This is a genomic window from Nocardia sp. CA-119907, from assembly GCF_050955995.1.
In the GTDB taxonomy this organism is placed as follows: Bacteria; Actinomycetota; Actinomycetes; order Mycobacteriales; family Mycobacteriaceae; genus Nocardia.
In genome coordinates, this window is the sequence record NZ_CP192091.1 from 3,258,537 (window position 1) to 3,279,941 (window position 21,405).

At 65.9% G+C, this 21,405-nt stretch carries 17 protein-coding genes, 4 tRNA genes and 2 pseudogenes; 13 read left to right on the forward strand and 10 right to left on the reverse strand.

Annotation, left to right across the window (positions count from 1 at the left end; genetic code table 11):
* Positions 1-49 precede the first annotated feature (49 nt).
* Both ACQP2D_RS14385 and ACQP2D_RS14390 read right to left on the reverse strand, forming a co-directional pair.
* A complete protein-coding gene (locus tag ACQP2D_RS14385; RefSeq protein ID WP_433684195.1) occupies positions 50-814 on the reverse strand; it encodes an ABC transporter permease subunit in 765 nt (254 codons plus the stop codon).
* Positions 815-852: 38 nt separating this feature from the next.
* Complete coding sequence (locus tag ACQP2D_RS14390) at positions 853-1,740, reverse strand: ABC transporter ATP-binding protein (protein ID WP_433684197.1); 888 nt, start codon at positions 1,738-1,740, stop codon at positions 853-855.
* A 116-nt stretch (positions 1,741-1,856) separates the two neighbouring features.
* Here ACQP2D_RS14390 and ACQP2D_RS14395 point away from each other — a divergent pair, with 116 nt between their 5' ends.
* Entirely contained in the window at positions 1,857-2,609 is a 753-nt protein-coding gene (locus ACQP2D_RS14395; RefSeq protein WP_433684198.1) for an alpha/beta fold hydrolase, read from the forward strand.
* Between the two features lie 6 nt (positions 2,610-2,615).
* Here ACQP2D_RS14395 and ACQP2D_RS14400 read toward each other — a convergent pair whose 3' ends face one another.
* Together ACQP2D_RS14400 and ACQP2D_RS14405 are read right to left on the reverse strand one after the other, a co-directional pair.
* Complete coding sequence (locus ACQP2D_RS14400) at positions 2,616-3,155, reverse strand: GNAT family N-acetyltransferase (RefSeq protein WP_433684200.1); 540 nt, start codon at positions 3,153-3,155, stop codon at positions 2,616-2,618.
* Positions 3,152-4,378 (reverse strand): MFS transporter, encoded by a 1,227-nt coding sequence (locus ACQP2D_RS14405; protein ID WP_433684201.1) that lies wholly within the window; start codon positions 4,376-4,378, stop codon positions 3,152-3,154. The genes ACQP2D_RS14400 and ACQP2D_RS14405 overlap by 4 nt, the downstream gene beginning before the upstream one ends.
* 211 nt (positions 4,379-4,589) lie before the next feature.
* On the opposite strand from ACQP2D_RS14405, the gene ACQP2D_RS14410 reads away from it, so the two are divergent.
* The 4 genes from ACQP2D_RS14410 to ACQP2D_RS14425 all read left to right on the forward strand — a co-directional run bounded on the left by ACQP2D_RS14410 (position 4,590) and on the right by ACQP2D_RS14425 (position 10,351).
* Complete coding sequence (locus tag ACQP2D_RS14410) at positions 4,590-5,810, forward strand: cytochrome P450 family protein (protein WP_433684202.1); 1,221 nt, start codon at positions 4,590-4,592, stop codon at positions 5,808-5,810.
* A 72-nt stretch (positions 5,811-5,882) separates the two neighbouring features.
* Positions 5,883-7,220 carry a cytochrome P450 gene (locus ACQP2D_RS14415; protein WP_433685654.1) on the forward strand — a complete coding sequence of 446 codons (1,338 nt, stop codon included), beginning with the start codon at positions 5,883-5,885 and terminating at the stop codon, positions 7,218-7,220.
* Positions 7,221-7,280: 60 nt separating this feature from the next.
* Positions 7,281-8,813 (forward strand): flavin-containing monooxygenase, encoded by a 1,533-nt coding sequence (locus tag ACQP2D_RS14420; protein WP_433684203.1) that lies wholly within the window; start codon positions 7,281-7,283, stop codon positions 8,811-8,813.
* 629 nt (positions 8,814-9,442) lie between these two features.
* Positions 9,443-10,351, forward strand: coding sequence for a LysR family transcriptional regulator (locus tag ACQP2D_RS14425; protein WP_433684205.1), 909 nt, complete (start codon positions 9,443-9,445; stop codon positions 10,349-10,351).
* A 196-nt stretch (positions 10,352-10,547) separates the two neighbouring features.
* On the opposite strand, the gene ACQP2D_RS14430 is transcribed toward ACQP2D_RS14425, so the two are convergent.
* Positions 10,548-11,720: a hypothetical protein gene (locus ACQP2D_RS14430; protein WP_433684206.1), complete on the reverse strand. Its 1,173-nt coding sequence runs from the start codon at positions 11,718-11,720 to the stop codon at positions 10,548-10,550.
* A 495-nt stretch (positions 11,721-12,215) separates the two neighbouring features.
* On the opposite strand from ACQP2D_RS14430, the gene ACQP2D_RS14435 reads away from it, so the two are divergent.
* Complete coding sequence (locus ACQP2D_RS14435) at positions 12,216-13,199, forward strand: hypothetical protein (RefSeq protein WP_433684207.1); 984 nt, start codon at positions 12,216-12,218, stop codon at positions 13,197-13,199.
* A gap of 36 nt (positions 13,200-13,235) precedes the next feature.
* Here ACQP2D_RS14435 and ACQP2D_RS14440 read toward each other — a convergent pair whose 3' ends face one another.
* Entirely contained in the window at positions 13,236-14,453 is a 1,218-nt protein-coding gene (locus ACQP2D_RS14440) for a sigma factor-like helix-turn-helix DNA-binding protein (RefSeq protein ID WP_433684208.1), read from the reverse strand.
* A gap of 294 nt (positions 14,454-14,747) precedes the next feature.
* On the opposite strand from ACQP2D_RS14440, the gene ACQP2D_RS14445 reads away from it, so the two are divergent.
* Together ACQP2D_RS14445 and ACQP2D_RS14450 are read left to right on the forward strand one after the other, a co-directional pair.
* On the forward strand, positions 14,748-15,749 hold the full coding sequence (locus ACQP2D_RS14445) for an MASE1 domain-containing protein (RefSeq protein ID WP_433684209.1): 1,002 nt from the start codon (positions 14,748-14,750) through the stop codon (positions 15,747-15,749).
* 581 nt (positions 15,750-16,330) lie between these two features.
* Complete coding sequence (locus tag ACQP2D_RS14450) at positions 16,331-18,139, forward strand: serine/threonine-protein kinase PknD (protein WP_433684210.1); 1,809 nt, start codon at positions 16,331-16,333, stop codon at positions 18,137-18,139.
* 304 nt (positions 18,140-18,443) lie between these two features.
* Here the strand turns inward: ACQP2D_RS14450 and ACQP2D_RS14455 are convergent.
* From ACQP2D_RS14455 to ACQP2D_RS14465, 3 genes are all read right to left on the reverse strand, one after another.
* Positions 18,444-18,518 (reverse strand) — tRNA-Val (locus tag ACQP2D_RS14455).
* 1 nt (position 18,519) lies between these two features.
* A tRNA-Cys gene (locus ACQP2D_RS14460) sits at positions 18,520-18,590 on the reverse strand.
* A 44-nt stretch (positions 18,591-18,634) separates the two neighbouring features.
* A tRNA-Gly gene (locus ACQP2D_RS14465) sits at positions 18,635-18,707 on the reverse strand.
* Positions 18,708-19,239: 532 nt separating this feature from the next.
* Between ACQP2D_RS14465 and ACQP2D_RS14470 the strand changes: the two genes are divergently transcribed.
* Positions 19,240-19,311: transfer RNA gene (locus tag ACQP2D_RS14470), tRNA-Val, on the forward strand.
* A 401-nt stretch (positions 19,312-19,712) separates the two neighbouring features.
* Here the strand turns inward: ACQP2D_RS14470 and ACQP2D_RS14475 are convergent.
* Positions 19,713-19,893 (reverse strand): annotated as a pseudogene (locus ACQP2D_RS14475) (IS21 family transposase); the annotation flags it as partial.
* 357 nt (positions 19,894-20,250) lie between these two features.
* Here ACQP2D_RS14475 and ACQP2D_RS14480 point away from each other — a divergent pair.
* The 4 genes and pseudogenes from ACQP2D_RS14480 (at position 20,251) to ACQP2D_RS14495 (ending at position 21,289) form a co-directional block, all read left to right on the forward strand.
* Complete coding sequence (locus ACQP2D_RS14480) at positions 20,251-20,748, forward strand: pyridoxamine 5'-phosphate oxidase family protein (protein ID WP_433684211.1); 498 nt, start codon at positions 20,251-20,253, stop codon at positions 20,746-20,748.
* Between the two features lie 48 nt (positions 20,749-20,796).
* A pseudogene (locus ACQP2D_RS14485) lies at positions 20,797-20,883 on the forward strand (YciI family protein); the annotation flags it as partial.
* Positions 20,884-20,889: 6 nt separating this feature from the next.
* On the forward strand, positions 20,890-21,087 hold the full coding sequence (locus tag ACQP2D_RS14490) for a hypothetical protein (RefSeq protein ID WP_433684212.1): 198 nt from the start codon (positions 20,890-20,892) through the stop codon (positions 21,085-21,087).
* A gap of 34 nt (positions 21,088-21,121) precedes the next feature.
* A complete protein-coding gene (locus ACQP2D_RS14495) occupies positions 21,122-21,289 on the forward strand; it encodes a hypothetical protein (protein ID WP_433684213.1) in 168 nt (55 codons plus the stop codon).
* The last annotated feature ends 116 nt before the right edge of the window (positions 21,290-21,405 follow it).

Here is a 21,405-nt window from a genome sequence, read left to right on the forward strand (position 1 = left end):
GGATAGCGGTAAACGGGCGGACCGTGTCGGTCCGCCCCGTTCGGGTCGGTCAGACCGCCAGATCGCGGCGATCGAAGGCGCTCAGCGCCAGCGCCAGGGCGACGACGGCCGCAATGACCAGCACCGCCAAGTGGAGGCCGTTCCAGCCGGTCACCAGCGGCATGCCGCCATTGGCCCAGTAGAAGGGCGACAGCTTGCGAACGAAGTCACCGCCGAGATTATTGGCCAGGTAGCCCGCCACCGCGACCAGCGACGCCGAACCCAGTGTCACCGAACGCTTTCCGGTCGCCGCGCCGGCCAGCAGCGTGATCGTGCCGATGACCAGTGCCAGCAAGCCGAGCCCCGCACTGGCGGCCAGGATATTGCCGGTGGGTACGTCCAGCCCGCCCCTATCGGCTCCCGCGACGACGCTCACGGTGAGCACGGTGGTGGCGATCGCGGTCTGCACGGCCAGCGCGGCGAACCGCTGCAGTAGCAGGTTCACGCGGTTGATCGGCTGTGCGAGAAGGAGATCCAGCATCCCGTTCTCCTCCTGCGCCACCGAACGGCTGGCGAAGGTGACCGCGAAGATGAGCATCAGCAGCAGCCCCATCAACGAGTACACCGTCGCGTTCAGATACCCACTGGCGCTGGCGAAATCGCTGATGCCCATGGCTTCGTACATCCTGTTCTGCTCGATATCGAGCGAGCCCTGCTCCTTCAGCGATCGGTAGGAGGGCAGATACATCATCGGGACGATGGCGAAGCCGATCGACCAGCCGATCAGGCCGCGCCGCTGCTCCCGCAACGTCTGAGTGAAGACCGAACGAGTCATGACGAATTCTCCTGTGCGATAAACGATTCAGGTGCCGATCAGCGGCCGTAGCGGCTGAAGAAGATCTGCTCGAGATCCGGTTCGGTGGACAGCACGCTGACCAGCGGGTACTTCGCGGCCATCTTGAACAGACCGTCTACCTCGCCCTCGGTGGTGCAGCGCACGGTAGTTCCCTCGACGGTCAGGTCGCGCACGCCGGGCAGCTTGGCGAAGTCGTCGGCGAAAACGTTCTCGCCGAATACCAATTCGACCGAGCGCGGCGAACGCCGACGCAGATCCTCGACATTCTCGGTGCCGAGCAGCTGGCCCGCGCGCATGATGACCGCGCGATCCGCGCTCTGCTGTACCTCGCTGAGAATGTGCGAGGACATGAACACCGTCTGCCCGTTCCGCTTGGCCTCGGCGACCAGATCCAGAAAGCGTTGCTGCAGTAGCGGATCCAGGCCGGAGGTGGGTTCGTCGAGGATCAGCAGGTCCGGATGGTGCATGAAGGCGGCGATGATGCCGACCTTTTGCTTATTGCCCTTGGACATCGCACCGACCTTCTTGGACAGGTCGAGATCGAGCAGTTCGGCGAGTTCGGTGATCCGCTTCGGGGTGACGGTGCCGCGCAGATCGGCCAGGAATCCGAGCAATTCGCGCGCGGTATTGCGGCCCTCGATCTCGAGTTCGCCCGGCAGGTAGCCGATGCGCTTGCGCAGTTGCGCACCGCCGACCCGTGGCTCGATACCGAACACCGCCACGCGGCCCGCGGTGGGCCGGATCAGATCCAGCAGGATGCGGATGGTGGTGGACTTGCCTGCACCGTTGGGGCCGAGAAACCCGAACACCTCGCCCTGGCCGACCTCCAGGTTCAGGCCGGTGAGTGCGACATGCTTGCCGTAGTGCTTGGTCAGGCCCTCGGTGCGGATCGCGGCGGTGGTCATGGTGCTCCCTTCGAGAGGTTCGCAAGTCCTGCATGTTTCGTAAAGACTGATAAGTTCAGTAAATGCTGAACAAGTAGAACTGTCAACCCACGGATCGGCACCACTACGATCCGGACATGACGAAGTTCAAGACCTGGGACGGACTGGAGCTCAACTACCGCGTGTGGGAGGGCGAAGGCACTCCGGTGGTTTTGCAGCACGGGGTGGTCGCCGATACGAATGCCAACTGGATGGGCACCGGGGTGGTCGGCGCGCTGCAGGCCTCCGGGCGCACCGTGGTCTCGCTGGACGCACGTGGGCACGGCCGTTCCGACAAGCCACACGACGCGGCCCGATACACGTGGGCCGGGATGGCGCGCGATGTCAGCGCGCTCTACGACGAACTCGGCTTCGATCGCGTTGTGCAGGTCGGCTATTCGATGGGCGCGATCATCTCGCTGCTGGTGGCGGGCACGGATCCGCGGGTGGCGAAACTCGCGGTCGGCGGCATCGGCTCCGGGGTGCTGGACTGCGGCGGCGTCGACCGGCGCGTCATAAATATCGACGACCTGCGCACCGCCATGCGTGGTGATGGCGCTGGCGCGCCGCCGATCGCGATGATGTTCCGGATTCTCGCCGACGCGGTGCGCGCCGATCGTGAAGCCATCGAGGCGGTCACGACCGGCCTGGACGAGGAGCCGATCGAATCACTGGCCGACATCACGATGCCGAGCTTGGTGCTGGCGGGGGATAAGGACCCGTTCGCGGCCGAGCCGGAGCGGCTCGCGGCGGCGCTACCCGACGGCACGTTGCGGGTGGTCCCCGGTGATCATCTGATGGCCGTGGTCGATCCGGCCTTCCATGCGGCCCTGGTCGAATTCGTGCACTGATGCGGCTCAGAAAACCAGCCGCATGACGAAGTCGTGATGCAACTGGCTGCCGACCGGGAAGGTCTTGGTGCCGACCGGCTCGAACCCGTGCTTGCGGTAGAACCGCTGGGCGCGCACGTTTTCCTGGTTCACGCCGAGCCACACCCCGGCCACACCGTCTTCGCGCCCTCGCTCGAGCGCGGCATTCATCAGTGCCTTCGACACCCCCGCCCCGTGATGGCCCGGCAGCACGTACATTTTGCTGATCTCCACGACCGGCCGCAGGTCGACCGCCTCGGCGACCTCGGGATCGGCCGGATCGCCGTAGTGCAACATCGCGTAGCCGACGATATCGCCGTTCGTGACCGCCTTCAGCACGACGCGGGTGGGGTCGGTCAGATACTCGCCGAAGCGTTCACCGGAGAGCACCTCGCTGATGAAGATCTCGATATCGTCCGGGGTGGCGTGTGGCGGGCAGGCGAGCGGAAAGGTCGCGGCCGCAACGTCGCTGAGCGCCTCGGCGTCCCATAATCCGGCCCGGTCGACGGTGACTGGGATGTTGCTCATGTGTCCAGTACAGCATGGCCTTCGCTCGACGCGGAAAGTTCATCCGGTTCGGAACGGGAATGGAATACCCGTGCGAGTCCGATAACGATTGCCATGAACAGGACAGGGATCACGAATCCGATCCGGTGTCCGAACCCGGCGGCAATGGCGCCGACCAGCCCGCCCCCGACGAGTGTGCCCGCATAGTTGAACAGGTTCAGGCGCGCGATGAGGGCGTCGAGCTGGCGTCCGCTGGTCAGCTGTCCGGCCTCGCTGAAGCACAGTGGCGCGACAACGCCGGTACCGAAGCCGCCGACCAGGAACCCCGCGATCGCGACCGCAGGTCCTGGCGCGGCGACCGCGACGGCCAGCCCGAGCACGCCGATCGTGCCAGCGACGCGCACCACGCGGCGTCCGCCGAGCCGCCGCACCCAGAGATCCCCGGAGAGTCGCGCGGTCAGTGACGCGCACTGATAGACGGCCAGCGCCAGCGCCGCGGTGGACGAACTGGCCAGCAGATCTTCCTTCAGATACAACGCCGACCAGTTGCTGACGGCGAGGTCGATCGCGAACACGAGTGAGGCCGCGATGCCGAAGGCGAGGTACTTGCGCAGCGGAACCATTCCGGATGCTCCGGATTCGCTCTCGGCCATCTCGGCGGGACCGGCCTCGGCCTCCTGCGTGCCGAGCAGGCGCGGACCGATCACCGATCCGACCACGAGAACCAGCCCCGCCGCCGTCAGCAGCGATTCGCGGAGCGTGACATCCAGGGCCTCGCAGGTGGAGACGAACAGCGCGCCGATGATCGATCCGGCGCTCCACACCGCGTAGAACGAGGACAGAATGAATGTCCCGTACCCGTGCTGGATGAATACGCCCTGCATATTCGTGCTCGCGTCGACAATGCCGACCGCGATCCCGTAGAGCCCGAGCGTGCTCAGCAGGACAGGCGTATTCGGCGCCATCGCGATCGCGCATCCGGTGACCGTGATCCCGAGCAGTCCGATCCGCACTGTGACCCGGCTCGACCAGCGCGTGGCCACCTGCTCGGCCGCCACGCTGCCCACGCCGGCCAGGATCGACACCAGGACCACCGAACCGGCGATCAGACCGTCGGAGAGTCCGAAGCGATCCTTCTGCTGGGGCAGTTCGGTGAGTACGACGGCGAAGAAGAAGCCCTGCAACCCGAATGCGAACGAATTCGCGATCCGGGCACCGCGCAGAACAGGAGAAATCGGTCCCATTCGCGGAGAGTATCGGCCCGGCCGCCGTCGTGCCGAGCGAAGTGGCCACGGTCATCCTTTGGTCGGACGCGGCGCGCGCGACGGACCGACGACGGTCATCCCTTTGGCCGGATACGGCCGCTGCCGATGGCGCGCGGGTGGTCGAGGTCGGTATCGCGTGCCACTATCGAAGGGGCGCAAGACAACTCGCGAACCGGAAAAGGTCGATCGAATGAGACAGCTGCCGCAGGACTTCTTTCGTACACCGTATGCCTTCTATGCGGAGCTTCGCGCCGAAGGCCCCGTACACGCCATCCAGTTGAACACCGGCGTTCGCGCCTGGCTGGTGGTGGACCTGGATGCCGCGCGCGAGGTATTGCGCCATCCGGCCATCCGCAAGGACCCGCACACCGAGGCCAGTCGCAGGGCCAGGGGCCTACCCGCCGGTGACGCCGGTGCGGTGAATACCCGCCTCAGCTACCACCTGCTGAATACCGATCCGCCCGGACACGCGCGGCTGCGCCGACTGGTCACGCCCGCATTCGCACCGGCTCGGATCGAAGCGCTCGCACCGCGCGTACTCGCGATCGCCGACGAACTGCTCGACCGGATGGCGGCGGACGGCGGTCGCGTGGATCTGTTGTCGGAGTATGCGTTTCCGCTGCCCATCACCGTCATCTGTGAACTGCTCGGCGTTCCGGTGGCCGATCGCGCGGAGTTCCGGGAATGGTCGCGCATCATCGTCGAACCATCGACCGCCACACACGAGGAGATGCGGCACGCGACCGCGGCCATCGCCGATTACTTCGAGCGGTTGATCGCACGCCGCCGCGCCGAGGGTTTGGGCGAGGACCTCGTCTCGGACCTGATCGCCGCCAAAGCCGATGGTGATCGCCTCACCGACGACGAACTGACCTCGATGGTGTTCCTCATCCTGGTCGCAGGCCATGAGACCACGGTGAATCTGATCGGCAATACCGTGCTCACCCTCCTATCGGATCCGGCGCGCTACCGAGCGCTGCACGGCAATCCGGAGGACGTGCCCGCGTTGATCGAGGAGATGTTGCGCTACGACGGCCCGGTGAACGTCGCGACCCTGCGCTACACCACCGCCCCGATCACCCTGGGCGATACCGAAATTCCCGCCGACGAACTGGTACTCGTCGCACTGGGGTCGGCCAACCACGACGAACGGCACTTCGACGCCGCCGCCGACTTCGATCCGCGGCGCCCCGCCTCCGGCCATCTGGCCTTCGGTCACGGCATCCACTACTGCCTCGGCGCTGGTCTGGCCCGGCTGGAGGCACGCATCGCCATCACGCGGTTGGTCGAGCGGTGTCCGGACCTGCGACTGGCCGCCGACGGCGGGGAATTGCGCTGGCGGGAGAGCATGCTCATCCGCGGTCTGTACGATCTTCCCGTCGAATTGGCGGGTGCGCCCGCCCTGCGTTGATCAGGCGCTGTGCCCCAGGGTCTTCCGTCGCGCCCGGAAACTATGGAACATTGCATAGAACCGGGCGCAATGATGCGTCCGGCGCCGGATGCGGAGGAGACGAAGACTGTGGCCTATCCACCCGGCCCACCGATCCCGGCGCTGCTGCAGGGTTTGCTCTACATCCGCAACCGCGCGCAGATGCTGCCGCCGCTGCGGCGGCGCTACGGTGACGTGTTCTCGGTGCACGTACCGCCGTTCGCGGACAATCTCGTCGTATTCACCCGTCCGGAGCACATCAAGGAGATCTTCGCGGGCGACCCGCGCGATCTCCATGCGGGCGAAGGCAACCAGATCCTCGGCCCGATCATGGGTCAACATTCGGTGCTGATGACCGATGAGGCCGAACACGCCAGGGCGCGCCGGTTGCTCATGCCCGCATTCAATGGCGCGGCACTGCGCGGCTATCGAGATCTGGTCGCGGAAATCGCGGCCGCGGAGGTCGACCGCTGGCGGCCCGGTTCGACGGTGATCACCCTGGACCGGATGAACGCGCTCACCCTCGAGGTGATCATGCGCGTGGTCTTCGGAGTCACCGACGAGCGCACGCGCGCCTCGCTCGCACCGCGTCTGGGCCGCATCGTCACCATCGGCCCGCTGCAGTACATCGGGCTGATGAAGCCCACGCTGCAGAAGTACCCGCCGTGGAAGTCCTTCCACGACAATATGGCCGCCATCGATGACCTGCTCTACGCCGAGATCGCGGCCCGGCGCACCGCGTCCGACCTCGCCGAACGCACCGATGTCCTATCGAGGCTGCTGCAGGCGGGCGGAGATTCCGACGACGAACCACCGCTGACCGACGCCGAACTGCGCGACCAACTCATCACCCTGCTGCTCGCCGGTCACGAGACCACCGCGGCGGCGCTGTCCTGGGCACTGTACGAGCTCTCCGTCAACCCGGAGGTACAGCGCGAGGCCCACCAAGCGGTCCGCGCCGAGGACGACAAGGCGCTCGAGGCGGTCGTGAAGGAGGCGATGCGGATGCGCACGGTCATACCGGGCGCGGTCCGCAAACTCACCAGGGATATGACCATCGGCGGCTGGGACCTGCCCGCGGGCACCGTGGTCAGCTGCTCGATCCTCTTGGCGCACCGCAGCCCGCAGAACTATCCCGACACCTGGACCTTCCGTCCGTCACGCTTCCTCGACGGCGAGGTCGAACCGAATACCTGGCTGCCCTTCGGCGGCGGGGTGCGCCGCTGCCTGGGCGCGGGATTCTCGCTGATGGAGGGCACCACCGTGCTGCGCGAGATCCTGTCCCGGTACCGCCTGGACGCGCCAGCGGGGGCGAAACCCGAACGTGGGCGGGTGCGCAATATCACCACCGTCCCGCGAGGCAAGGCCAGGATTCTAGTCACCCCCCGTTAAGGTTCGTGAAATCGCACCGAGGCTTTGCCGCATTCGCGCGAGCGACGTAATCTCCGTCCCATGACGAGCGGGAACCGCATCGCGATCGTAGGTGCGGGCATCGCAGGCCTCGCCTGCGCGAAGGTGTTGCGCCAGGAGGGTTTTCCGGTCGAGGTATTCGACCGGACGCCGGACGTCGGTGGAGTGTGGAGTGCGACGCGCCGGTATCCCGGCCTGCGCGCACAGAACAGCAAACACACCTATCACTTCTCGGACTTCCCGATGCCCGAGGACTATCCGCGCGTGCCCGACGGGCAGCAGATGCAGGAATACCTCGACGGGTATGTGCGTCATCACGGCTTCGGTGAGAGCCTGCGCCTGGGCACCGAAGTGGTCGCCGCCGATCCGGTGGACAGCGGCTGGCTGCTCGAGATCCGCGACCACGTCGGCGTCCACCGCACTTCCTGCGATCATCTGGTCATCGCCAACGGTGTGTTCAATGAGCCCGCGGTGCCCGACTTCGCCGGAGTCGACCGGTTCCGGCAGGCGGGCGGGCAGATCGGCCACGCCTCGGAGTTCCTCGATGTCGAGTGGGCGCGCGGCAAATCGGTGGTGGTGGTCGGCTATGGCAAGTCGGCCTGCGATATCGCCGAGGCCATCAGCCATGTCGCAGCCTCGACGAATGTGGTCGCCCGCAGGCTGATGTGGAAGATGCCGCGCAAGCTGGCCCGTGGGCTGACCTTCGAGCGCATGATGCTGACTCGGTTCGGGGAGGCGCACTTCCGCTATCAGCAGCTCAACAGGATCGAGCGGTTCCTGCACGGCCCCGGGTACACCTTCCGCGACAGCAACTTCGATGTGGTCCAGGAACTCGCGACCAAGAAGTCGCATCTGCGCGAACTCGGTCTGGTACCCGATGGGCGCTTCGAGGAAATTGCCCAGAGCACGATCAGCCTGGTCACCGAGGATTTCTTCGAGAGGGTCGGGATGGGGCTGATCACGGTGCACCGTGACAGCACCATCACCGAGATGTTCGCCGACCAGCAGGGCCCGGCCGTGCGACTGTCCAATGGCACGACTCTGCAGGCCGACATCGTCATCTGCGCCACCGGATTCCATCAGCGGGTGCCGTTCCTGACCCCGTATGTGCAGCGTCAGCTCACCGACGACGACGGCAATTTCCGGCTGTACCGGCAGATCCTGCCCATCGGTGTCCCCAATCTGAGCTTCGTCGGCTACAACTCCTCGGTTGTCAGCGCGCTGAGCGCCGAGGTCGGCGCGCATTGGACCGCCGCTCTGCTGCAAGAGCGTCTGGCGCTGCCGACCCAGGAGGAGATGGCCGGGCAGGTCGATGAGCGGCTGCGCTGGATGGCCGAACGCACCGGCGGCCACCATGCGCACGGCACCGCCATTACCCCGTTCTCCATTCACAACCTCGACGAGATGCTCGCCGACTTGAAGTTCCGCCTGCCGCGCAGAACCCGCGCGGCGCAATGGTTCCGCACGATCCGGCCGTCCTCATATCGCGGGCTCGCGGATCGATCGAAGGGGCCGGTGGTGATTTCGGCGCCGAATCCGGCACCACAGGTTTCCGCGGAGCAGCACACACCGTGAGGTTGTGAAGGTGTAGGACCGGTCGCGCTGCATGCATTTCGGCATCGATCATCCTGACGGCGGGGGGTGCTCACGAATCGTGAGGGTTCCGTCATGGACGACCCTTTCCGTTGTGAGCGGCGGCCGCCCGCTGTGTAGTGCGGTGGCGGCCGAGATTCTTCCGCCCGGCTGCCAAGGTCGATTGCCAGGAATGCGCCGGAACCGTCTGGATCTTCCCCGACGGTGATGTGCGGCAGTCCGGTCGCGGTGTCGGATCGCAGTGGGGCGGTGCGTGTTCAGGTGCGATACCGCTGACGCCTATGACCGCATGGGCGACGATGGTGGTCTCGTGGCTCATGGTCTCGTGCGCGAACCGGTGACGGTATGGCCGACGGACAGCGGCTGGGGCGTGGGGCCGAACCTCAGTTCGTGACCGTCCGTCGATTTGCTCAGTGCGAGTGTGCGTTTCGAGGCTGACCCGGTTCAGAGTGTGACCGCTCTCATTGAGTACCGCGAGTGTGGACCTGGACGTGTCGTCCTACCGAGGGAGAGTTCGAGGATCGGGCAGTCTTGGTCAATGGCGGGAGCCGCGACGGATTATCGCCAACGCAATGTTGGCTATCGGTCATTTCATTCTGGATAATCCAGGAGTGGACGCGGTCGATATGAATCTGCTGGTTGCTCTGGATGCGCTGCTGGAGACCAATAGCGTCACGCAGGCTGCCGAGCGGCTGCGCACGTCGGCGCCCGCGATGAGCCGGACACTGGGCCGGCTGCGTCGCGTGCTCGGCGATCCGCTGCTGGTGCGCTCGGGCCGCACCCTGGTGCCCACGCCGCGCGCGCTCGAATTGCGTTATGAGGTGAGTGTTCTGGTCGAACAGAGCCGGACGCTGCTCACCCCGCGCGGTGCGCTCGACCCGATTACGCTGAAGCGCGGTTTCGCCGTGCAGGCCGACGACATGGTGCTCGATGAGTTGACAGCGCCGCTGCTCGCCGCCGTCCGCGCACAGGCGCCCGGTGTGACGCTGCACTTGCTCTCGGACAGTTCGGAAGGCACCGCCGCACTCCGCGACGGCCGTGTCGATATCGAGGTCGGCGTCATCGAGCACACCGATCCGGAGATCACCGTCCAACGCGTACTGCGCGACCGTGTGATCGGCGTAGCCGCACCGGACCATCCCTTGATCACCGACCGCGTCACGGTGGCGCGTTTCGCCGCGGCCCCCCACCTCGGCATCTCGCGCCGCGGCCGCGCCCGCGGCCCGATCGATGACCGCCTGGCCCTGCACGGCCGCACCCGCCGCGTAGTGGCCACCGTCCCCAGCCTGACCGCCGCACTACTGGCGGTCCGCTCCGGCGACCTCATCTGCCCCGTCCCCGCGGCCCTCACCGCGACGACCCGTACCGCATTGGGCCTATCCGCCTTCGAAATTCCCCTCCCACTGCCCGAAGTCGCGATCGCAATGGCATGGCATCCGCGCAATACCGCCGACAACGGTCATCGTTGGCTGCGCGAGTTGATCCGGACCACTCTCACCGCGCTACAGCCGTCTATCTAGGGCGGGGCACACCCACTGCGCCTTTCCCGCCGCATAGCCCGTCATACCGGCGTAGAGCACGTGCCGTGAGGTGTGGCAGTGACGGCGAGGAAGTGGGCCGGAACCGCACAGACCGGTATGCGCTCTCGAGGGCATGCTGTCGCGGCGAGCGGTGCGGTCGGCTGCGCGCCGATGTGCGGGACAGATGCGGCGGCGCTCAGCCCTCGGTGCGGACGGCGAAATTCGGATCCACGCCGGGGAGTTCGTTGCCGGAGGTGGTGCTCGGTTCGGGGCGGCCGAACGGGCCGTTCGGGTTGCGCTTGAGTTCGTCGAGCATCGCTTGCAGTTTGTCGACGTGCGAGGTGTCCTCGCCGGTGCTGGCGTGGTGGGCGCCCGGGGTGAGTGCGCCGCTGTCCTCGGCGCGGGGGGCGGTCATGCCGGAATCGAGGCGGGGAGTGGGGGATTCGTAGCCATTGCGGGGTGGGGAGGTTAGCGGTTCGAGGCGGCCGTTACTCGAGCCGATCGAGCCGTAGTCCAGCCGGTCGCTGGCGGTCGAAGGCTCGAGGCGGTTGGTGTAGCTGGGTGCGGCCGGTTCGGTGAGATCGGCCGGTGTGGCCGAATCGAGCCATTCGGTGCGGTTGGCGGGTGTGGAAAGGGGTTCGCTGCGGTAGGTCGGAGGGACGGCGGGCGGCACGGGCTGTGGGGTCCGCGCGGGGAGGGAGAGCGGCTCGCTCGGTGTTGCGGGACCGAAGGGTTCGAGGCGTTCGTTGCGGGCTATCGGCGCGGTGAATTCGGTCCGTGCGGGGCGGGACGCGGTTTCGTGCGGCGCGGCGAGGCGTTCGTTGCGGCCGGTCACGGCGTCCAGGCGCTCGTTGCTTCCGGTCGCGGCGTCGTTGTTCGTGGTCGTGGCGCTCAGGCGCGGACTGCCTCCGGTTGTGGTGTCGAGGCGTTCGATATGTGTGGTCGCGGCGTCCAGGCGTTCGTTGCGCCCGGTCACCGCGTCGGATCCGGTTGTGGTCTGGTTTCGAGCGGTGACGGTTTCGTGGTGGTCGGCGCGCCCATTGACATGTCCGAGGCGGTCCCGGCGCGACGGAATCGGTTCGCGCCGTTCACGGTTCGCGGGCACCGGCTCGGGGCGGCTGCCCGGTGCGGGTTCGCCCGATTCGTCGGCACCGGTCTCGACCTGCTCCAATCGCGACCCGATCTTGGAAACATCCTCCCCCGTACGGAACGCCCATGCCTCCAACTTGGCCAGGCGTCCGGCCAGGTTGCGGTCGTCGTCCACGTGGGCGGCGACCGCGTCGAGCTTATTGCTCACCTCACGTAGTGTCATCGCGAGACTCGACAACATAGCGCCGATCGATTCGCCGCTCTGCTCGTCGTGGTCCATCCCATACCTTCTTCCCCGTCTATTGCGGCGCTCCCGGGTCCTCCGTGGTCAACGCAAGCTACCGCCTCCCGGCCCCATCGCTCACGCCGCAGGTATCGCCCCGAACTCAGCTCGTGGCGGGCCGATTCTATCCGTCGATCGGTAGGTACGTGGTTCGAGTACCGGCGGTGCCCGCCCGGTGCGGCATTCGTCCGATTGCGCAGCGGCTTTCGTCTCTCCGTTCGGCGGGCGTCGGTCCGTTTTCGCGGAGTGTCCCACCGCGCCCAGGAATGGCCGCAACTATCAATCAATCGAAATAACTGTGGCAATGCTCTCATGTGTCGCACCGAAATCGCTTGTGAGACAGCGCACATCGGCTGGTCGCGGGCGGTTCCTGGGTTGTGGCGCACCCGAGCGCGGGGTATAGGGGCTAGCGGGCGCGCCAAAGCTGGCGCACTCTTGATCTATGGCGTAGGTCGCCTGATCTGCGGTGGTTTTGGGCAGGGGTGTGGTCGCGTGAGAACGAAGCAGCGCGTCGAGCGGGCGTGCGGGCGTCGGGCGATGCTCGCCGAATTGGGATTGGCGGACAGTCGCGTCACGGACACCCGGACCGACGATGGCACACCCGCGATCGGCAGATCGGCGGGGAGTGCGGGATACGGCTGCACATGTCCGGAATGTGCCGCCGCGCAATGGGATATCCAGCGGCTGAAATATTGGCTCTGCGGCAGACTCTCCGCGTACGGCGCGGATGCCGCCGAGGTGGACCGCCGGGTTGGCGATATCCCGGTGGACGTGCTGTGGCGCAGCGGTGAACGGCAGTTCGCCATCGAGGTCCGCACCGGGCCGCTGGATCGGGAATCGGCCCAGCACCACACGGCCCGGCTGCGCTCCTCCGGCTGCGAGGGCGTGCTGTGGCTGTGCCCGTCCGGTTACTGGGTCACGCATCTGCCCGCGCTCGGCATCGCGGATTTCGCGCCACCCGCCTGCGACTACCGGACCGAATCGGGGATGTTGGATGCCTCGAACAGCGCGGTCGTCGTGCCGCGCCGCGAACCTTATGAGCTGCGCGACTTCCTGTACGGCTGGGTGCGCGGCGAGATCGCGTGGGGCTACCGCGATGTGATGACAGGAGGATGGGCCACCGTGACCGACTGGGAACGCCACACCAGGACGCAGGCCAGCGTCATCGCCCGGCAGCGCCAGGAGCTGGTCAACCAACGCACCACCCTGGCGTTGTCCCGAAAATCCGTGCGGGACAAGCAGAAGCAGATCATGAAGCTCGCCACCCGCCTGGAACGCGCCGAGGAGTCCGCACAGGAACACGCGGATTCGCTGGCCGAGGTCAAGCGCAAGCTCGACGACCATCACCGCATCGATACCTCGCTGCGCGCCAATATCTCCAGCTTGGAGAAGACGATCGGTCACTGGCAGCTGATCACCTACTGCGCGATGATGCTGATCGTCACGTTCGTGGCCGGGGCGATGTTCGTGCGCTGAGGCGGGGCAGGTCGACGCGCCGCCCGTGGCGGAGTGTCAGTGACGACCGGTCAAACGGAACGGCGCACGGTCCCAACGCCATTCGTTGCGCAATACCAGTGCGATGAGGTCGAGCAGTTCGAATTCGACCTCTCCGCGCAGTTGCTGCAATGCGGGCCAATGGACCGGTCCGCGCTCGACGAGCTCCCACAGTCGGCTTTCGGACTGTGCATCCACCTTGCGCCGCAGGAGATCTGGGATTCCGGTCCGGCTGCCGGTCCAGCCGAGCCAACCCCACCCGTTGGCATGCGCGTGCGCGCGGCCCGCCGCGGACTTGATCCGATTGATATGGAAGCCGATGTGTCCCAGCGGCTCGACATCGATCAGGATCACCCGGCCATCGGCCAGCCGAGCCGCGATGCTGGGGTGAAAGATCCGTTGCGCGCCGTCGATTTCATAGCTGACCGCACTCGGCTGCTCCTGGAATGTCTCGACCAGATCGCTCGCGTTCACCGTCCGCAGCAGCCGAGCCTCCAGCGCGGAGTCGAACCCGATATCGCGCCCGACCTTGCTCAGGTAGAACCGCCCGCGTCCCTCGTCATCCCCGTCGACGGTGCGCGCCGATTCGATCGGCAGGGGAGCGGGGCCGTTTGCGGAGCCCGGCCAATCGACCTGGGTCAGCCAGGAATTCAGCTCGCCGGTCGCCAATGGCTCCGCATTGTGCAGCTTCGCCAATCGCCGATTCGTCTTCTTCTGCCACGCCATGATCCGCTGCATGACGAATCCGGCGATCCGCTTCGCATCCGCACCCGCATGCCCCGCCAACCGCAGCTTCAGATAGGACAACTCATTGGCCGCCAGATCGGTATCGGTCGCATACGTCTCCACCAGCAATGCCCGCACCAACTGCTGATCGCGCGTCCCGACCGGATACCGGTCCGCGAACACCCCTGCCGCCCGATGCCCACTCAACTGCGCTTCCCGCAGGATCTGCGCCACCGCCCGGGTGTGCAACTGCCGGATCCGATCCCGTGACAGGTCGTAGCGCGCCCCGATCCGCGCCAATGTCTCCGGCGGCTCCCCACTCACCCCCAGCCGGAACCCCACGATCTCCGCATCCCGCCGCTTCCGATCTCCCCGCATCTCGATCAATTCTCCGAGCAGTTCATTGATCTCCTCGAGCCCGAACGAGACATCCCCCGCGATATCGTCGAGCAGTTCGAGATCCGCCTCGTCACCGGCCCGATCCGGCCCAGTGCTCTCGCTAGCCGTCACCCTGCACCCCTGACCCCGACTCGACATGTGCGCCAAAGCCTAGTGCCGCCCACCGACAACCCGGCTCATCCGCTGGTCGAGTGCCGAATTGGCGTCGAGATGTCGACACCCGCGAATCGAGATCGTCACGGATGGAATCCGCAGCGCCGTCCAGGTGCGCAGTCCGCAAGTCCTGACCGTTCGCGACAGCAAGTCCCAGGGTTGCCCGGGCTGGTCCGCGTCCGCCTGTCGCCATAACGCGCCGTGGCCGATATTCGCGGATCGTCCGCGGGAAATCGGTTCTAAGCTGACGCGGTGGGCCGTTTCCGCAGTAACGCTGTCGGAGCGCTGTGGATCATTGTCGCGGCGGTCGCCTACTTCGTGGCTGCCGAAGTGGGTTTGCGGATGGCGCTGGTCGGCGACCAGGTCACGCCGCTGTGGCCGCCGACCGGGGTCGCGCTGGCGTGTCTGTTCCTGCTGGGACTGCGTGCCTGGCTGGGAATCACGATCGGTGCATTGGCGGTCAATGCCCTGATCGGGCCGAATCTGCCCGCCGTCGTGATGATCGCCGCTGGGAACACCGTCGCCCCGGTGGTCGCCTACCTATTGCTCAAACGGGTGCGGTTCCGCAGCGATCTCGACACCGTTCGCGACGCACTGGAACTGGTGTTCCTCGGCGCCCTCGCCGCAATGCTGATCAGCGCTACGGTCGGCAGCGTAACGCTGGTCGTGGCCGGTGCGGCGCCCAATTTCTGGGGGACCTGGTCGGTGTGGTGGACCGGTGATGCGATGGGCGTCCTGCTGATCGCGCCGCTCATCCTCGTCGCCGCTCGCACACGCATACCGAAGACGCTCGCGCCGTTGCGAGTGCTAGAGGCGGCCGTCCTTGCGGTCGGGACATTCCTCGTCGCGGTAGCGGCCACGGCGGTGTCGGCGAATCTGCTCTTCTTGGTCTTTCCGTTCCTGATCTGGGCCGCCATGCGCTTCCACCTGGCCGGAGCCCTGCCGTGCGCGCTCATCGCATCGATCGTCGCCATCTTCGCCGTCGCGCGCGACCGGCCCGCATTCGCCGGACTCGACCTCACCGCGCAAATGATCACCTTGCAGGCATTCAACGGCTCGGTCGCCCTCACCGCCCTGCTGTTCGCGACCATCACCGCCGAACGCGACCGCGCCCGCAAAGCCGTCGACGACACCTGCGTCGAACTCGCCGAAACAGTGCTCACCATCAGCCAGGGCGGCCCCTGGTCCGGCGTCGTCGATATGGTCCGCCGCGTCGAGTCCGAACATCCGCCATCGGACACCACGCCGGGATGACAACGGTGGCGATCCCGGTACCCATCGCCTCGGCGATCGCCTGGTCCCGGACCTCGCTCTCTGGCATCAGCGCCCGCTTCCTTTATCTCCAAGATCCGACGGTTCGGGTCGAGCAACACTTGTTCTGTCCGTGACCCTTTCAGGTCGAGAGATTGGAAGATCTGTCGGGTCTGGCGCGATCGTAGACCTCGACGTGGGCATGGAAATGCAGTGGTTCGAGCACCCGGGCATCGCAATCGGTTCGCTGTCGGACCGAGCTTTTATGCAACATGCCCCGGCTTCCGAGTGGTGCTGGACGGCCGGCTTCACGAAGTTGGTCGTATGGCTCAGAGGTACGCCGAACTTGCGACAGGTTTGTTCGCGGATTTCTGGGCACGATCCGCGCACTCGCACCGGTGGCGGGGCAGTGCGGCGTGCTTGCCGGCACGAGCATGGCTGGAAGTTCGCGCGCCGACGATAGCACCGGCTCTCAACTGTCCGGCCCGGCTGAATCGACTAGTGTGGGGCTATCTGCTCGCGGGCGCGGTTTGGAATGTAAGCGAGTACGGCCGTTAGCCAGCCAAGTGGTCACGGACGGCACAATGGATGACATACCAGTGCGCGGCGGGGACACCGCCCAGGGGTCAGGGCCAGCCGAGGCGTTCGGACGCTATCGGTTGTTGACGCTGCTGGGCCAGGGCGGCATGGGCCAGGTGTGGCGGGCACATGATTCGCTGACCAACCGGGTGGTGGCGCTCAAGGTGTTGCCCGAGCGCTTCGCCGATGACGAGCAGCTGCGCGAGCGGTTCCGCCGGGAGTGCCGGGCGGTGGCGCAGTTGACCGAGCCGCATGTGATCCCCATCCACGACTTCGGCGACATCGACGGTCGGCTCTATCTGAATATGCGCTTGATCGAGGGCACCGACCTGCGCAAGGTGATCACGCGAGAAGGAGCCTTGTCGCCGCAGCGGGCAGTGACGATCATCGCGCAGGTGGCCGGCGCGCTGCAGGCGGCCCACGACGTCGGGCTGGTTCATCGCGATGTCAAACCCACCAACATTCTGCTCGGGGCCGATGAGTTCGCCTACCTGATCGACTTCGGGATCGCCCACGCCGCCGACGACCGTACGCTGACGACGACCGGCGAGACCATCGGCACCGTCGCCTACATGGCGCCGGAGGAGATCGGCTCGGAGGTCAAGGCCGATGCCCGAGTGGACGTGTACGCGTTGACGTGCGTGCTGCACGAGTGCCTGACCGGCCGGCCACCGTTTGCGAGCACCCTGGGGATGCAGGGTGTGATGGCCCATCACCTGCACACCCCGCCGCCGCGTCCCAGCACGACCACACCCGATGTACCGACCGCGTTCGATGCGGTCATCGCCAAGGGAATGGCCAAAGATCCCGGCGATCGTTACCAGACCGTGCGCGAGCTGGCCGCGGCGGCCTGCGCCGCGATGGGCGATTCCGCGGTCAGCACCACCGGGGGCGTGGCCGCGCGCCTCGGGCGGCGAATCAGATTGTCGCCCAAGACCGCCGGGCTGCTCGCCGCCGCGGTCGCGGTGACGGTGGTGGCCGCCGTAGCTGTCGTCATTGGTGTCCAACGGGAATCAGGCGGCGGTGGCAACTCGCCCACGCCTATCGCCGGGGCCCACTCGTCACAGACTCCGCTGCCGTTCACCGGCGTCAGCCTGCCCACCGGTGTGGCGATCGACACTGCGGGCAACGTATATGTCACCGACATGGCTAGCGATCGGGTGCTGAAATTGGCGGCGGGCGCGTCGGCGCCGACCCCGCTGCCGTTCACCGGCCTGAAGAATCCCCAGGATGTGGCGGTCGACACTGCGGGCAACGTATATGTCAGCGACACGAGTAACGATCGGGTGCTGAAATTGGCGGCGGGCGCGTCGGCGCCGACCCCGCTGCCGTTCACCGGCCTGAAGGATCCCCATGGTGTGGCGGTCGACAGGGCGGGAGACATATACGTCGCCGACCGAGGTAATGATCGGGTGCTGAAATTGGCGGCGGGCGCGTCGGCGCCGACGACGCTGCCGTTGCCGGGGCTCCAAGGTCCCGATGGTGTGGCGGTCGACATGGCGGGCAATGTATACGTCACCGAATTGGGTACCGAGCATGTGACGAGGTTGGCGGCGGGCGCGTCGGCGCCGACCCCGCTCCCGTTCACCGGGCTCAAAGATCCCCAGGGTTTGGCGGTCGACCCGGCGGGAGACGTATACGTCGTCGACTGGGGTAACAAATGGGTGGTGATGTTGGCGGCCGGCGCGTCGACGCCGACCCCGCTGCCGTTCACCGGCCTGAAGAATCCCCAGGGTGTGGCGGTCGACACGGCGAACAACGTATACGTCACCGACCTGGGCGCCAATCCGGTGGTGAAACTCCCGATCGGCTGAACCCCCGGTTCCTCGTAATTCGGGGGTTCCGGAGGTCCTGTATGCAGGCGCCCTACCGACCGGGTACTCGACAAGTCATCGGTCATCCGATTCGTCGTTGTGGCAGAAGATGTCTCAGTAGATCGGGGCCGGGAGATCCAAGGACTTCGTGTCCAGCTCGTACTTCTTCGGTGGGCGCAGAGGGGTTCGAACCCACTGATGTGTAATGCCGGATGTTGTGAGACCGCGTGAATAGGTGGTTGGGCACGCGGTGGGCACAACAAAATCAGCCCCGGTGAAAACCGGGGCTGACCTGCGGAGACGGTGGTGCGCGATACTGGGATTGAACCAGTGACCTCTTCCGTGTCAGGGAAGCGCTCTCCCGCTGAGCTAATCGCGCGAGGTGGAGACGGGAATCGAACCCGTGTGCACGGCTTTGCAGGCCGTTGCCTCACCACTCGGCCACTCCACCGTGCGAAGGGGGAAGGCTTGAATATTGCCTGGCCCTACTCCTCGAGCGGATGACGGGATTCGAACCCGCGACCCTCACCTTGGCAAGGTGATGCGCTACCAGCTGCGCTACATCCGCATTTGCACTTCCGGGGGGCTCGCTGCCCTCCGTGGTGCGAGACAGAACATTAGCCGACGTTCGCCGCAACCTACAAATCCGCTGGTAGGACGGGCCGAACTGGAATCACACGCTTGTTGTTCGGAGGCTTGATCGGGGCTGAATACGGCGCATCGGGGGTTCGATGTCGGTTTCGACCGGGTGAGTGGGCTCAGCATTGTGCTGTCGTCCGGTATCGAGAAGTCGGGACGGCATATGCCGATCGGGGCTGACGTGATCCGGTGATCCGGTGATCTGCGGAGGTGTCAGCCGGAGGTCTGTGGCGGACCGCAGGAACTTTCGACTCGCCGGAGTGAACGAGTCGGCCGCCGCTCGATCGAAGCATCGGTTCGGCTGGGAACCATGGGAATTCGAGCGTCGCGTGTCAGGACTCCGTAGCCGAACTCCCTGGATTCCGCACCCACGGGGTGGCGATTTGGTGGGACGCCGGTGATGCGTGCTAAGGTTCCATCTCGTTCGAACAGCCGCTCCGGCCCCGCTCGAACACCACTTCGGTCCCATAGCTCAGCGGGAGAGCGTCCGCCTCACACGCGGAAGGTCGCTGGTTCGAAACCAGCTGGGACCACTCTGAAATTTCAGGTCAGAGCGTTTTGGGATGACCGTTTTCCTATCTCATGCAATATGTGGCCGTTCCTGGGTGACCCATAATCCATCACTGAGCCCCCAATCGGGTCCTCGTCGCATGTAGGTTCGTGATGTTCGGCAACCGTGTGCACACCAAGGGCTCCGGTGTGGACTGTGAATGGTCCGGATTCGAGATTCGGCGAAGGGGCCCCGGTTCCGCTCAACGCAGTGCGCGGATGGCCTTGTCGATGTCTTCGAGCGCAATGCGGATCTGGCCCCAGAATCGGTAGGCAGGCTGCCATCAGCGATCATCCGCCTGATGTGTCCATGCTGATGGTAGTGAATCCCTTGTGGCAGTGGATGTTTTCGCGGTGGTTCTGGGGCCGGGCATCTGGCCACCCCGCCGTCGAGGTCGATGCCGAGGGTGGGTGTCGTAGTCGATCAGAGGACGCCGCTCGACTTCGGGTGCAGGCGGCGCGTGCAGGACACCGATGCGGCCGCGCCGCAGCGCTTTGGCCGCCTCGCCGTGATGGGGGTCGGACAGGGTTTGATGCCAGGCCCAGATCCGCTCGTGGTCGGCGAGGTCGAGCATCGAATCAAGACCGAGAAGACCCACAACACGAGAAGAGTGCCGAGGACACCCACCGGAAGCCTTGGCGCACATTGCGTTCGGCCTTCTTGCTACCGGACTCGGCGCTCGTGATGCCGTTGGTTACGCGAACCCGGGCGAGCTGAATCTGGGTCGCGGCCTCTATATCGGCCCGCCCCTCCACCGGATCGGGCCAATCCTTGGCGATGGCGATCAAGGAGTCCAGGGCCCGGGTCCATAAAGAATCCTGAAATTCCTGCGCCGTGGATGTCGAGAACGTTCGGGCGGCTCCGTCCCAGGGGTACGAGCAGCCAAAACGGCCTCGACGACACCGACGAAGGAGCGACCTTCATGCAACCGAACGAGATCACCGAGATCCTGAACCTCCCAATCAGCCAGGAGCTCCTGGCCCGCGACCTGCTCCGCATGGCCTACGTCGCCAAGGACGGCACACCCCGCAACGTCCCGATCGCATTCACCTGGAACGGCTCGGAGATCGTCGTCTGCACCACGAAGAACGCCCCGAAGCTGCCCTTCCTGCGGCACAACCCTGAGGTCGCGCTGACGATCGACACCGAGGTGCACCCGCCGAAGATCCTGCTCATCCGCGGTCGCGCGGAGCTGGACGTGGTGGACGGCATCCCGGAGGAGTACCTGCAGATGAACGGCAGCTACGAAATGACCCCCGAGCAGCGCGTCGAGTGGGAGGCCGAGGTCCGCTCGCTCTACGACGGCATGGTCCGGATAGTCATCACCCCGACCTGGGTCAAACTCATCGACTTCGAAACCACCCTGCCCACCGCGGTCGAGGAGCTGATTCAACAGCGGGCCGAGCGTCAGCGCGCCTGAACCGATCACCGCGGCCAGACTCAGCCGTAACGAACCGAGAAGAACGTCATGGCGAAATACCTGCTGCTCCAGCACTACCGAGGCCCGCCGGCACCGGTCAACGACGTCCCGATGGACCGCTGGACGCCGGAGGTGTAGTACATGGAGGATTTCGCCGCGCGACTCGAGGCCACCGGCGAGTTCCAGGTCGGAGGCGGTTTCTTCGTTTCTGCAGTGTTTTCAGCCCTTCAGCTTCCCTGGAGGTGGGGCGCATTCGTGCCGTCTGTGCCGGGATTGCCGAATCGTTACCCACCGCCACCGATGTGGTGGAATTTTGTTGTTGTTCGCGTGATTTCCTGATTGCGGTGGGCATGCTGGGGTCACTATGTAGCGCATGGATTCGAGGAACGCCGCTGCGCGGTTGCTCGCAGAGATCCTTGCCGCCGGGTTCACCTTGGATGGGTTCATCCGCGTCCTGCGGGTCGACCCAACCGCCGACACCGCGGTGCTACCGCCATCATCTGGTCTGTGGCGGATACCGCCGCATGGGCAGAGCTACTGAGCCCGAACGCTTTGGGTAAGTACTTCTACCGTGTGCCGGTCGCTGCTGCGATGGAATCGTCTGGCGGCGACCATCTTCGAGTGCGTCGTCGCCGTGCCGCACGGTCGACATGCTCA